This window comes from Pseudomonadota bacterium (genome assembly GCA_039024915.1).
GTDB lineage: Bacteria > Pseudomonadota > Alphaproteobacteria > Rhizobiales > MH13 > MH13.
The window spans coordinates 110,412-124,268 of record JBCCPK010000007.1; the positions used below are offsets into that span (position 1 = coordinate 110,412).

The 13,857-nt window shown below is 59.6% G+C and carries 10 protein-coding genes; 4 read left to right on the forward strand and 6 right to left on the reverse strand.

The genetic code is table 11. The annotated features are described in order from the left end of the window. Positions 1-18 precede the first annotated feature (18 nt). The gene (locus tag AAF739_14685) at positions 19-1,059 is read right to left on the reverse strand and encodes a UDP-2,3-diacylglucosamine diphosphatase (protein ID MEM6383916.1); all 1,041 of its coding nucleotides are present in this window, start codon (positions 1,057-1,059) and stop codon (positions 19-21) included. A gap of 226 nt (positions 1,060-1,285) precedes the next feature. Here AAF739_14685 and AAF739_14690 point away from each other — a divergent pair, with 226 nt between their 5' ends. Further along, on the forward strand, positions 1,286-2,065 hold the full coding sequence (locus tag AAF739_14690) for an SDR family oxidoreductase (protein ID MEM6383917.1): 780 nt from the start codon (positions 1,286-1,288) through the stop codon (positions 2,063-2,065). 60 nt (positions 2,066-2,125) lie between these two features. Here AAF739_14690 and AAF739_14695 read toward each other — a convergent pair whose 3' ends face one another. From AAF739_14695 to AAF739_14705, 3 genes are all read right to left on the reverse strand, one after another. Further along, positions 2,126-3,427, reverse strand: coding sequence for an outer membrane protein transport protein (locus AAF739_14695; GenBank protein MEM6383918.1), 1,302 nt, complete (start codon positions 3,425-3,427; stop codon positions 2,126-2,128). Between the two features lie 163 nt (positions 3,428-3,590). Continuing rightward, entirely contained in the window at positions 3,591-4,208 is a 618-nt protein-coding gene (locus AAF739_14700) for an XRE family transcriptional regulator (protein MEM6383919.1), read from the reverse strand. Between the two features lie 35 nt (positions 4,209-4,243). Next, positions 4,244-5,155 carry a DMT family transporter gene (locus AAF739_14705; protein MEM6383920.1) on the reverse strand — a complete coding sequence of 304 codons (912 nt, stop codon included), beginning with the start codon at positions 5,153-5,155 and terminating at the stop codon, positions 4,244-4,246. 197 nt (positions 5,156-5,352) lie between these two features. Between AAF739_14705 and AAF739_14710 the strand changes: the two genes are divergently transcribed. Genes AAF739_14710 through AAF739_14720 form a run of 3 tightly spaced genes read left to right on the forward strand, consistent with a single transcriptional unit; the run spans position 5,353 to position 12,094 of the window. Next, complete coding sequence (locus AAF739_14710; GenBank protein MEM6383921.1) at positions 5,353-8,697, forward strand: transglutaminase family protein; 3,345 nt, start codon at positions 5,353-5,355, stop codon at positions 8,695-8,697. After that, positions 8,694-11,162, forward strand: a complete 2,469-nt coding sequence (locus AAF739_14715; protein MEM6383922.1) for a circularly permuted type 2 ATP-grasp protein — start codon at positions 8,694-8,696, stop codon at positions 11,160-11,162. Before AAF739_14710 ends, AAF739_14715 begins: the two co-directional genes overlap by 4 nt. Then, the gene (locus tag AAF739_14720; protein ID MEM6383923.1) at positions 11,162-12,094 is read left to right on the forward strand and encodes a transglutaminase family protein; all 933 of its coding nucleotides are present in this window, start codon (positions 11,162-11,164) and stop codon (positions 12,092-12,094) included. The genes AAF739_14715 and AAF739_14720 overlap by 1 nt, the downstream gene beginning before the upstream one ends. Here the strand turns inward: AAF739_14720 and AAF739_14725 are convergent. Further along, positions 12,060-12,842, reverse strand: coding sequence for a GntR family transcriptional regulator (locus AAF739_14725; protein ID MEM6383924.1), 783 nt, complete (start codon positions 12,840-12,842; stop codon positions 12,060-12,062). The two genes, AAF739_14720 and AAF739_14725, sit on opposite strands and share 35 nt — an antisense overlap. A 230-nt stretch (positions 12,843-13,072) precedes the next feature. Further along, a complete protein-coding gene (locus AAF739_14730) occupies positions 13,073-13,555 on the reverse strand; it encodes a fasciclin domain-containing protein (protein MEM6383925.1) in 483 nt (160 codons plus the stop codon). Positions 13,556-13,857 lie beyond the last annotated feature (302 nt).

Here is a 13,857-nt window from a genome sequence, read left to right on the forward strand (position 1 = left end):
TGACCGCGCTGCCGACCGCTACGCAGCTTTTGAACCCGAGCGCCGGGAGGTCTTCGGCAGCCGACGTGGATCGAACGCCAAAATCTCTGCGGCGTCCGCCGCAGCATTCCCGACCATGGCCTTCTGAGCTTCCGCTTCCGCAACGCCCTCTGCGCTCAATCGGGTCCACTTGATCAGCTCAAACGTGCCATCTTCGCGCTCAGCAACTGCCGTACAGCTTTCGACCCAATCGCCGGTATTCACATACTCGACATCGCCCACTTGCCGCATCGTGGCATGATGAATGTGCCCACAGATAACGCCATCAACGTTCGCCTTGCCCGCTTCATGGCTGAGGGTCTCCTCATAACGCCCGATAAAGCTCACAGCGTTCTTGACTTTGTTCTTGGCCCACGCCGATAGCGACCAGTAATCGAAGCCAAGCCGACGCCGCACAAGATTGACGTAAATGTTGGCCCAGAGCGCGAAATTGTAGGCCCAGTCCCCGAGGAAAGCGAGCCATTTGGCATGACGAACAACCACGTCATACTGATCCCCATGAACCACAAGGAACCGCCGTCCATCAGCGGCTTCGTGCACAACGCTATCGATGATTTCAACACCGCCCATACGGAGGCCAAGGTAGTCTCGAAGGAATTCGTCGTGATTGCCAGGTAGGTAAAATATGCGCGCGCCTTTCCGGCCTTTGCGCAAAAGCTTCTGAACAACATCATTGTGCGCCTGCGGCCAGTGCCAGCGCTTCCTCAGACGCCAGCCATCAACAATGTCTCCGACAAGGTATATCGTGTCGGCATCGTTGTAGCGCATGAAATCCAGTAGAAGTTGCGCCTGGCAGCCGCGGGAACCCAAGTGCACGTCGGAAATAAACAACGTCCGAAAATGGCGCGCCACCGGTGCCGTGACAGAATCATCCGGCAACGCTTGGTTTCCCGGACCATCGCCTTCGCGCCTGGATCGCCCATCGCCACCTCGCTTCCGGCGTTCAAGGGATTGTGAACTCAGCTCATCGGGTTGCGTGGATGGCGAGCTCGGAAGGTCAGAAAAGGGGGGACGTGTCATCAATCGAATCCATTGCAAGCACCGCACTGGCCCGCTGACCACCCAAATAAGGCGCTGAGGACGGATTGGCCACTGCAGAGAATGGCTATGCGGGGTTTTTTCCCATGGAGACGCCTAAATGCATCGCCTCCGTCCCGCGAGCATGTCCCGCTTAATAAGCGCGCCTTGACCGGGCGTAATCGGTTGTCCAAGGCATGTGGTTACAAATGGTGCTTGGGAGAAGGTTATGCATTTGGGTCTTACGGGCCGTTGGGCGATCATCGGCGCATCCAATCGCGGGCTCGGCCGCGGCTGCGCGGAGGCACTTGCTCAGGCGGGCTGTAACGTCGTCATCAACGGTCTTGACGCGGAGCGCCTTTCGCAGACCGCAGCTGCAATCGATGCGCTGGGTGATGGCATCGTCATTCCTGTCGCTGGCGATGTGGCTGATCACGCGGTTCAGGAAGACCTGTTCAAAGCGTGCCCTCACCCAGACATCGTTGTCACAAACAATGGTGGCCCCCCGGTGGCATCGTTCGAAGACCTCACCGCCGATGCCATTCTCGCTGGTGTCCGGAAGAACATGATTACGCCAATCGAGCTGATCCAACGGTCCTTGCCTGGCATGCAGGAACGTCGATTTGGGCGCATCGTCAACATCACCTCATCTTCCGTTCTTGCACCGATTCCAGGGCTTGATGTTTCATCCGGCGCGCGTGCTGGCCTCACGGCGTTTGTTGCAGGTGTTGCAAAAAACGCTGCGGCGCACGGGGTGACCATCAATAACTTGCTCCCCGGCAAGATGGACACTGATCGACTACGCGGCAATCTTGATGCCCAAGCTCAAAGAACGGGTCGCACTGTTGACGACGTCGTGAAGAGCTCGATCGCCGCCATTCCGGCCAAGCGTTTCGGAACGGCCGATGAGTTTGGGGCAACCTGTGCGTTCCTGTGCTCGGTGCATGCTGGCTACATGACCGGGCAGAACGTCCTGCTCGATGGCGGCCTACTGGGCCGCGCGTTCTGAAGTTAAGAAAGAAAGCCGGGCGCGATCGCCCGGCTTCAATGGTTGCTCTTGCTGCGAAGGCTAGTGGCCGCCAAACAGGCCGTGCAGCCCATCTTCCAGCGCCACGTTGACGCCAACTGTGAAGATGTGGACGTCCGCATCGGCCGTGCCGCCAACCCCGCTGTTGCCGACAAAAGTGCCGGGAATGTTCGTGTCGCCCACGCTGATATAGGTGTAGCCCGCGTCGACCCGCATATGATCGGTCAGGTCATACGACGCGCCAGCGGACAGCCACAGCCGGTCATTGTCCGGCAAGCGAAGGCTGCGCACATTGTCCTCGACCGGTGAAAGCTCATAGCCAACGCCCGCCCGCACGGTCAGGTCTTCGTTGATATCGTATTCACCGCCGATGGCGAAATACCAGCCATCGCTGTATTCGAGCGGGACGCTCACCAGCGTGCCGCCACCCAGAAGAAGGTTCAGCTGGCCGCCGGTTCCATCGTCCTGAACGGGGAAGGTCCCCACGCGGCTCCAGTTGGCCCATTCGGCGGTGGCCGAGACCCGGAAGGCATCGGTGATGCGCTGCTCTACGGAAAGCGTCACAAGCTCCGGGGTCTTGAACTCATTTATGGTGATCGGTGTGCGTGCAACCGGGAGACCACCGGTCGCGATGATCGGCGCGGGAGCAAGTGCCTGACCCTCGAGCGTGTGCTCAATTGACGACCGGAATCCCAGGCCAATCTTCGTCCCCTCCACCGGTTCCCACAACACACCGGCAGTGAAACCAAACCCGATATCGTCTCCCGCGAGATCAAGGGCCGCGTTAGTGTAGCGCACTTCCATGTACTGCACCTGCGCGCCCACCGCGACGCTGAGACTATCCGTCACCGAATAGGCGACGGTCGGGCTAACGTTTAGCGAGAACACTTCAGACGTCCCCGCAACAGCGCGAACCGGTGCGCCGCCAGGATACTTGGTGGCGAGCCCAAAAGGACCGTTGACCGAGAAGCCGAGCGCGATGCGCTCGTTCAGCCGGTAGGCGCCATAGGAGCCGGGAACAAACGCATCAAGGCCGATATCGCCTTGAGGGCCAAGCGGGATACCCAAAGGCGCCAGGTCTTGGGTAAGGGTCACCTCGCTTGTGGGAATAATGAAGTTGAAGATCGCCTCATTGGTCATGCCCGGCCCGACTTCGCCGAGCGCGGCGGGGTTCCAGAACATCGAGGACAGCGTTCCACCCGAAGCGGCTCCGGCAAACGAGGTGCCTTGGTAGTAGCTCGACTGTTCACGCAGCGCGAAGCCGCCCGCCAGCGCGGCGTTGGCCGTCAAGGCGAGCGCCGCAAGCGCGGTTCCGCCGACGAGTGTCTTCAGTGTTCGATGCATGACTGTCCTACCCGGTTCACGTGCCTATTAAACAGGCATTGTTTTGAGCAGGCATAGGAGGCGGCGAGAAAGGTGCGCAAGCGTCAGCGTGATAAGTGCCGCTTTTTCAGGGTGTTTGGCCCGTGTTGTGTCGGTATTGCAACGCTGCCGTAGGCGGCAAGCATCACTCCATCACCGCAGCTTTCAGGATGCACACCATCGTCGCCCGCCCCTCGGGATCACCATCAAGGCATCGCACCGTGTGGGGCCTGTCACAGCGGTAGCGCACAGTACCGCCCGCTTCGACCGTTCGGGTCTCATTTCCTGCAGTCACCTCGAAGCGTCCGCTGAGGACGGACAAGCACTCAATCGAGCCCCGCTGATGTCCTTCCGAAGCCAGTTCCGCGGCGGGAAGAGCAGTGACATCATACCATTGCAACCATTCGACCGTCTTTGACCAACCGATGATGGCCAACTGCATCTTGCCGTCTTCGGATCGGAGAAGCGGCATGTCTGCAGGGGGTATCTCCTCGACGAAGTCCCGGTCGTGAGCGGCGGAAAGGACCCGATCAATCGAGACGTCCAAGGCCTGCGACAAACGCCATATCGTTGCGAGGGTAGGATTGGTCTCGTTGCGCTCGATCTGAGAGATGATCGATTTCGCAACGCCAGACTGCTCCGACAGCTCTGACAAAGACAAATTGTAGGCCTTACGCAACCGCTGAATGGTCTGCCCCAACTGTCCCGAAAAGGCTTGGGCCTCTGCCTCCGAAGCAGCGCTGCGGGGTGTCTTGTCTGGCATTGAAATTCCCGTCCCTGCACCAGCGCCTTGTGCCACTAGCTTGGCGTGCGGGCACTTCGCGCGGCATCCCGCGAAATCCCGATCCTGTGTTCGCGGTAAATCACGAAAAGCCCGGCGCCGACAACCAATACCGAGCCTGCAAGCACCCAAACGGTTGGAACCTCATCGAATACCCAAAATCCGATGATGACCGCAAAAACCATGGCAACATAATCAAATGGGGCCAGCACAGATGCGGGAGCTAGACGGTGGGAATGCGTGATCGCAATCTGCCCTGCGCCGCCCAGCAGCCCACATGATACAAGCAGAAAAAGCGTCCAGGCATCGGGCATCACCCAGCCGAAAGGCCAAGTAAACGCCGCGAACACAGCGGTAAGGGCGGAGAAATAAAACACCACCGCGGTTGTCGTCTCGGTTTTGATCAATTGCCGAACATAAACCTGCGCCAAAGCCATGAAACACGCCGAAGCGAATGCCAAAATTGCGCCAAGCGTGCGTTCCTGGTCCCCCAGCGAGCCAATCAACCCAAGGTTCGGCGCTAGAACGATCAAAACACCAATGAACCCCACGATGATGGCGGACCATCGATAAAGCCGAACGACCTCACCAAGAATGAAGACCGCAAGCGCGGTGGTCATAAGAGGTTGCGCGAAGCTGATTGCGGTGGCGTCCGGTAGGGGCAAGCGCGCCAGCGCCATGAACCAGCAGGTCATCGCCGCCGCGCCAATTAATCCGCGACCGACATGGGATAGCGGACGCGTCGTCTGAAGCGCCGATGACCAATTATGCTGAACCTGAATCATGATCGCGATCGGAACGATGCCGATCAGAGCACGAAAAAAAACGATCTGACCGACCGGCACCGTGTCGCCGAGCAGCTTGACTGCGGTCACCATGATCGAAAACGCAAGAACAGCCAGAAGCTTGAAGCCAATGCCGATAAACATCGCGGAGCCCACCCTCTATCGCGCACGTTGTTTCAGCTAATCGGCTGCGACACCAGCCACACGATCCGCCATCAGCCATGCACTGAAGGAACGGCGAGGTTCCATCCGAAGGAGGAATTGGCGCTGGCGATTGTCCGATACACTGAGTAGGTTGACCCTATTCCCTCCGGACCAAGCTAAGGTTGATCCAGCCCCCCATGTCTTTGCTTGCATCGCTCACCCACAAGACCCGCTACACCTACGACCGGCCGGTGACGCTGGGTCCCCAACTCATCCGTCTCCGTCCAGCGCCACACGCTCGCTCGCGCATTGCATCCTACGCTCTTACGGTTGGGCCAGATAACCACTTCATAAACTGGCAGCAGGACCCCCATGGAAACTGGGCAGCCCGCATCGTCTTCCCGGAGCCGGTCACCGAGTTTTCAATCGAGGTCGACTTGCTGGCGGATATGGCCATCATCAATCCGTTCGATTTCTTCATCGATCCCGACAGCGAAGAACTGCCGATAAGCTACACCGAGCAGCAACGGATTGACCTTGATGCCTTTATGCACACCGAGCCGCAAGGCGAATTATTTGAAGCGCTGTTAAAGGAAATCGATATAAGTACCCAAAATACAACGGATTTTCTTGTTGGACTGAATCAGAAAATTGCGCAACGCGTCGCTTATATCATCCGAATGGAGCCAGGCGTGCAGACCCCTGAGCAGACCCTGAAAACCGGTCAGGGGTCTTGCCGCGACTCATCTTGGTTGCTCGTCCACATCCTCCGCAGGCTCGGCTTTGCTGCGCGTTTCACCTCAGGCTACCTTATTCAGCTCAAGCCGGACGAAAAAGCGCTCGAAGGACCGTCAGGTACCGATCACGACTTTACCGATCTGCACGCATGGACCGAGGTTTACATACCCGGTGCGGGTTGGATCGGCCTTGACCCTACGTCAGGGCTCTTGTGCGGTGAGAGCCATATCCCTCTTGCCGGCACGCCGCATTATCAAAGCGCAGCGCCCATCGAAGGCAAGGCAAGCTCCGCGAATGTGGATTTCCACTTCGATATGCGCGTCGCGCGTGTCGATGAGCGGCCTCGCGTCACGGCACCGATTGCCGATGATGCCTGGGACGAACTGATCAAGGTTGGCGATGCGGTCGACGATGTCCTGAGCGAGCAGGATGTTCGTCTCACCATGGGTGGCGAGCCCACCTTCATTTCGATTGACGATCTCGAAGGCGAAGAGTGGAACACCTCGGCCGTTGGCCCAACAAAGCGCAGTTTTGCCGATAAGTTGACGCACCGCCTTGCTGAACGTTTCGCCCCAGGTGGCTTCCTCCACTATGGGCAGGGAAAATGGTATCCCGGCGAGAGCCTGCCACGATGGACGTTTGCGATTTACTGGCGCAAGGACGGCGAGCCGATCTGGCAAGACCGCAGTCTGTTTGCCCGCGAAGACCATGACCAGGTTCTTTCGGACGAGGACGCTCCACAGGCCGCAGAAAAGGTCCTCAGGGCGGTTGCCCAGGGGCTGGATGTGGACCCGGACCATGTCAACGCAGCCTATGAAGACCCCGCAACCTGGCTCATCAAGGAAGCCAACCTGCCGACCAATGTCTCGCCCAGTGATAGCAAACTGACCAACCCTGAAGACCGCGCGCGCATCGCCCGCGTTTTCGACCGCGGCCTCGACAAACCCACCGGTTACGTCCTGCCCATTCAGCGATGGCAGACCCGCGCAGACCCACCGCGTTGGATGTCCGAGCGATGGGAAACCCGTCGTGAGAAGCTGTTCCTCATTCCCGGCGATAGTCCGGTCGGCTACCGTTTGCCGCTTGAATCGCTTCCGTTCGTTCCCGCGTCTCAATACCCGTTCATCGAGCCAGATGACACCTTGGCCGAACGCCCTGATCTTCCCTCACCCGCAGACCTGCAGCACAGGGTGACCGCGCCAGCAGGGCAAGACGGCTCGCCGACGCAAGCGATCCACGAGCAGTCGCTGGACGGCGAAGGGCGATACAAGGTGCGTACGGCTCTCACGATTGAGGTGCGAGATGGCAAGCTCTGCGCCTTCATGCCCCCAACCAAAAATGCCGAAGACTATCTGGAACTCCTCACAGCCGTGGAAACGGCAGCTGCCGATACCGGCTACAAGGTGCAAATCGAAGGCTATCATCCACCCGCAGATCCTCGGCTCAACGTGATAAAGGTTGCGCCTGATCCAGGTGTGATTGAAGTCAATATTCATCCCGCCTCAGGATGGCGTGATGCCGTTGAAATCACTGAGGCCGTCTATGAGGAGGCCCGCCTCACCCGTCTTGGGACCAACAAGTATATGGTCGATGGACGCCACACCGGTTCAGGCGGAGGCAACCACGTCGTGGTTGGCGCCTCGAAACCGGCCGACAGTCCATTTCTGCGCCGCCCAGACCTTCTCAAGAGCCTGATCACCTACTGGCAGAGACACCCATCGCTTTCCTACCTGTTCGCGGGCCTGTTCATTGGGCCGACGAGCCAAGCGCCGAGGGTCGATGAGGCACGCCACGACACGCTCTACGAGCTCGAAATCGCCATGGCCCAAGTGCCGCCGCCAGATGACAATGGCGCGCCGCCGCCATGGTTGGTCGACCGCTTGTTTCGCGACCTTCTGACAGATGTGACCGGCAATACGCATCGCGCGGAAATTTGCATCGATAAACTGTACTCACCCGATGGGCCGACAGGCCGGTTAGGTTTGGTGGAGTTTCGTTCTTTCGAGATGCCACCAACAGCACGTATGAGCCTTGCACAACAGCTCCTTATCCGTGCGATTATCGCCATGCTGTGGCGCGAGCCGGTCGGCCCTCCTTTGGCAAGATGGGGCACGGCACTTCATGACCGGTTTATGCTGGGATCGTTTCTCTGGGAGGATTTCCTTGATGTCATCCGCGATCTGAACGGCGCAGGCTTTGCGATCAATCCAAGCTGGTACCTTGCCCAGTACGAATTCCGCTTCCCGCACTTCGGCGCGATCCACACGCAAGGTTTGAGCCTGACGGTGCGCGGAGCGCTTGAGCCTTGGCACGTGCTGGGCGAAGAGGGAGCTGTTGGTGGGACCGCGCGCTATGTGGATAGCTCAGTGGAACGCCTGGAAGTTGCTGTAACCGGGCTCAACCCAGCTCGTCACCTGATCACGTGCAACGGCCGTCAGGTCCCCATGCACGCAACAGGCTCGGGGGGCCATGCCGGTGGGGTCCGCTACAAAGCATGGCAACCGGCGCGTGGTCTGCACCCCACAATCAAGGTCCATGCACCCCTCACCTTTGACATCGTCGACAGCTGGAACGGGCGTGCATTGGCGGGCTGTCGTTATCATGTCGGCCATCCCGGTGGTCGAAACTATGAGACCCCGCCCGTCAACGCCTATGAGGCGCAGGCTCGGCGGCTATCCCGCTTCGAGGATATGGGCCACACGCCCGGTGCGATTCGCGTTCCTCGCGAAACCCCAAACCCAAGCTTTCCGTACACGCTCGACCTTCGCACACCCGCACCAAACATGTCGGACACCGGACATTGAGCGCCAACGCAGTCATCTCCGCTGGCAACACGGAGATCGGCAAAAGCTGGCTTGAGGGCTACGCACCACCTTCAGGTGGTTGGGACGAATGCGTTGACGCAAACGGCCAAGTCCGCCCTCATTGGCGGGACGCTATAGACATATGGGAGCACCGAGGCGCTGAAGGCCGCGCACGTCGCCGATCAGCTGCCGACCGTTATCTGCGGGATAATGGCGTCGGGCACCGGATCTATGGAGATGGTGAGGAAGCTCAGCGCCCCTGGCCGCTGAGCCATGTACCTCTCATCATCGATGCTGATGAATGGGCCATGTTGCAAGACGGGCTGATCCAGCGAGCCCATCTGCTCGAAGCGGTCATCGCTGACCTATACGGGCCGCAAAAACTTATCAGGGACGGCGCGCTGCCCGCCCCGCTGGTTGCAGCAAGTCCGGGCTTCTTGAGGCCTTTGGTCGGCGTCGAGCCGCTCGGCGGCTACCACCTGCATACGATAGCCGTCGAACTGGGCCGCGGACCGGATGGGCGCTGGTGGGTTCTGGGAGACAGAACCCAGGCGCCTTCGGGCATGGGCTACGCGTTGGAAAACCGCATCGCACTGAGCCGTGGGGTAGGAAACGACCTGACCGAGCTTCAGGTCGAACGGCTTGCTCCGTTCTTTCAGACGCTGCGCGCCACGCTTGGAGGCATGTCCAGCCCGCAAACCGCACGCGTGGGTTTACTGACGCCCGGCCTGTTCAGCCAGACCTATTACGAACAGGCGTTCTTGGCGCGCTATCTTGGCTTTCTGCTTCTTGAGGGCGGGGACCTCATCATGCAGGACGATGCGCTTTTCATCAGGACGGTGCGCGGCCTGCGGCCTCTTGACGTGCTCTGGCGTAGGCTGGACGCGGATTTCTGCGATCCGCTTGAGCTTCGCGGGGACAGCCAGCTCGGTGTACCGGGTCTTGTACGGGCCGTCCGCGCCGGGAACCTTGTATGTGCCAACGCGCTGGGTGCGGGCCTTCTCGAGAGCCGTTTTTTCATGGCGTTTGCCCCGGCCCTATCGCGCCGCCTTCTGCACGAGGTTCTGCGCATTCCGAACATTGCAACGTGGTGGTTAGGCGACGAACGCGCCGCCGCGCGCGCTCAGTCAACGGACGTGGCAACGGTGCGGCTAAGCGCCGTGGGATCAGGTTTGCCGGTGGACGGTGCGCAAGCGATCGACCAGCCGATCAGCGGTTCCCAGGGCGTTGGCCAACTTCCCGATGCGTTATCCGTCATGCAGGAAGTGGTCCGGCTGTCCACGCTACCCAGCCGGGCTCCCCTCGATGATGGCGGATCAGACGTTGCGGCAGGCGTAAGCCCGCGTCCATGCACATTGCGCGTGTTCCTCGTGCGCAACGGCCCCGATTGGGTGGTTATGCCGGGCGGCTTTTGCCGCGTTGCGGAAACCGCCGACACCCGGGCATTGTCGATGCAAGATGGCAGCCGCTCGGCAGACGTCTGGGTACGTTCGGCCAACCCGATCGCACCGGCGTCACTCTTGCCGTCACCCAGCACGGTATCGATCCGTCGCCTTCCGGGCACTTTGCCAGCTCGGGCAGCGGATAACCTCTTTTGGCTCGGCCGGTATGCCGAGCGCGCGCAATTGTCGATCCGCCTTACGCGGGCGCATCTCAACCGGCGCCTGGAGGGTGAGGCTTTCGACGACCCTACATTGGCGTTTAGCGAACGCCAGCTGGCCCTTTGGGGCGTTAAAGGGCTCGAGAGCGATGACCTTTTCGAACGAGCGCTGATGCCGAACATTGATCGGGCACATCAGGCCGCATCGTCGATCAGGGATCGCTTCTCGCCAGACGCCTGGCAGATCCTCAACCGGTTTGTCGATCAGAACGGAAGGGGCGAACTGAGGCAGCTGGGCGCACTTGAACGTGCAGATGCTGCGTTGACCATGCTTGCCGCCTTCACCGGCCTGATTGCAGACAATATGGTCCGCCTTATCGGCTGGCGGTTCCTGAAAATTGGCCAGCGGCTTGAACGCGCAATTGGCACCAACCAACTGGCGCAAACGCTCCTCGACCCCAAAGCACCGCGCGAAGCGCTCGATCTATTGCTTGAAGTGGCCGACAGTACGATGAGCTACCGCCAGCGCTATTCCGTGCAGACAGAGCACCGTTCCGTCGCCGACATCGTGATCCTTGACCCAAATAATCCAAGGTCCGTCGTGTTTCAGTTGGAGCGGATGCATCGACACATCAATGAAATCACCGATCACAAGGCATTCGATCAAACCAGCGACTTGCAGAAGCAATCCTTTGGCCTTTGGGCAAATCTGCACGCGTTGAGCATTGAAGACCTTCCCGTCTCCGCGCACCACGACCTGGACAAGGCACTGAACAGCCTGTCCCAGGCAATCAGCGACACGTACCTTATTGCGCTCGACCGCCGGGGCAATCGGGGCGGTCTGCAGACTTCGGGGCCAATTTGATGCGCGCCTACTCTGTGCGGTTCGCCAGCACCTACAATTACTCCGCGCCTGCTCGCAACAGCCTGCATGCAGCACGGCTTATGCCCGTTACCAGCGCTTTGCAGACCGTATCCAGTGCAAGGCTCGATGTTACGCCGCGCCCTTCCAGCAGCTCCATTCGCAACGATTTTTTCGGGAATGCCGTCAATTGGTTTCGACTGGATGAACCCCATGACGAGCTCATATTGACCATGACCGCGAACATCAAAGTATCCGACCCGGTCACCGCGTCTGCGCCGCGATCAACATGCGGCGAAATTGCAAATAAAGCGCGAAGTTTACCAAGTCTGTCGGCGGATGCCCCGGCACACTATCTTGCCGAGACAATGTTCACGCGCGCGGACCCTCAGCTGGTTGAGTTTGCCAGAGCACACCTGTCTACGGACGCTCCAATTCTGACGGCCGCCCAAAGTCTTTGCACCGCATTGAAAGAAGAAGTCCGGTACGATCCTGAGGCGACAGATGTCACAACCACCGCTGCCGATGCTTTCGCTGCCCGCGCAGGCGTGTGCCAGGATTTCGCACATATTTTCATTGCCGCCAGTTGCAATAGCGGCGTTCCAGCCCGTTACGTAACGGGATATCTTCGGACGCTCCCGCCGCCTGGCCAACCAAAGCTCGAAGGCGCGGATGCAATGCATGCCTGGGTGGCAGTCTGGGCGGGCACTGACGTCGGCTGGATCGAGTTCGACCCCACCAACGGCTGTATCGTCGCTGACGATCATGTGCGTGTTGCGGTCGGGCGGGATCACCGCGATACAACCCCGGTCAGTGGGCATCTTCTTGCCAGCGGAAAGCAGAGGCATACCGTTGCGGTGGACGTAACAGAGATCAGGCCGGAGGAACCAGGGTCGACCGTCATGAGACTGCCAGCGGCGCATACCTCAGATTAATCAGACTTCGTTCCAGCACAAAGATTCGCCCGTTTTGATCGACGAGCTGCGCCTGCAATCGAACCACCGAGCAGTCGGAACCGAGCTTGAGATAGCCCGCTTCTTGTTCATCGAGGTCGTGCGCCGACAGAACAACGCCCGTCCGCCGAACCAGCACCTCGGCATGTTCTCGATAGGCAACCTCGATTGAGCCGAAACGCCTGAGTGGGTCACCGAGGTTTCTGATCGGCTGTAAGCTTGCGATCCATTCGGTCAGCACAACTGGCGCTTCACGGGACCTTGTGAGCGCCTGAACACGCTGAACACTGTCCCAGGGTGATAATGCCAAGCTGCCGGCGTAGCTGTACCCCGCATCGATGACTTGTCGGCTTAAAACCCGCAGCTCCGCATCTTGTAAGGTCTGCTTAAGCGCGCCTGCATAGTCAGAACCCGCCGCAAGCGAAAGAAGCGGAGGCTCGTCGCCTGCAACACAAGTCCCCCTGCCCCGCGCTGCACTGATCGCTCCGTCTTGAACCAGCAAGGCAAAGGCGCGCCGAACAGTGTGCCGGTTGACACAATAGTGCGCGGCGATATCAGCCGCCGAGGGTAGCTGCGTGCCCTCCGGCCACCTCCGGTGAACGATCTCGTCCCGAAGCGCTGAGTACAGCTTCTGCCATTTGGCCCCACCAGCCGCCTTCAAGTCGCTGAACTCATCGCTGATCCTCGGTAGGTCGGCGATGGAAAGCTTGAGCGTGCGGCGTGCGGCCATCCCATCTCCTGTCTTTGTGCGCCCGTTTCACCCGTGCTTAAGTCAGCTTCCGCATTTTAGATAGCGCCCAGTGCGGTCGGCCGCCTTTTGCGCCCCAGTCAAGCAAAGCCTGTAAGCGATAGCGATTGTTTTTAGCCACCAACGTTGAGCGATGGCGGGCAAACAGAAAGGGCCGCCAGATGTGGCGGCCCTTCGGGCATATGCGAGGCATTTATTGAATGCGAAAGCGCTTAGTGGTTGCCGTCAGGCAGCATCACGCTGTCGATCACGTGGATGATTCCATTATCGGCGACAATGTCCGCAGCGACGACGTTGGCACCATCGACCGTAACTGAGCTGTGCGACTTGCTCACGCGAAGGTTGTCAGCTGTGTTCAGGGTGCGAACGGAAATGGTGCGGCCGGGAAGATCGGTCGAGCGCAGCTCACGCGGCAGCACGTGATAGGTCAGAATGGCAACAAGCTGATCGCGGTTTTCTTCGAGCAGCAAAGAATCCACGGTACCAGCCGGCAACGCCGCAAATGCTTCATCGGTCGGAGCGAAGACTGTGATGTTGTCGGTCGAAGCAAGCGCATCGGCAAGACCCGCGGCCTGGGCAGCCGCGAGCAGAGTATTGAATGTGCCGGTCGATGCAGCGGTCTCAACAATGTTGGCAGCCTGAGCGCCGGAGGCGATTGCCGAAGCACCGGCGATGGCTAGAAGCAGCTTACGCATAATATATTCTCCTGTTTCCCGCAGCTTTTGCCGCGACGGAGCCAGCGCGGGTGCGCCGGTCATGGTTGGAATGGCGGCGGGGCGACCGCCGCTAGGACGTGGGAAAATACGCCACGTCCTCGATCTGGATCACGCGTTCACAGATCCGTGATCGACCCGTGAGCAGATTTCGCGCGCGGCGAAGGCATTGCTACGCGGAAAGATCTGCCCAGAACGAAAGGGTTGAACCGGTCAAACTGATCAAGGGCCAAAAGGTCGGGGGTGAGGTGCGTCAACCCTTTCCGACGGCAAGGTAAGCCCAG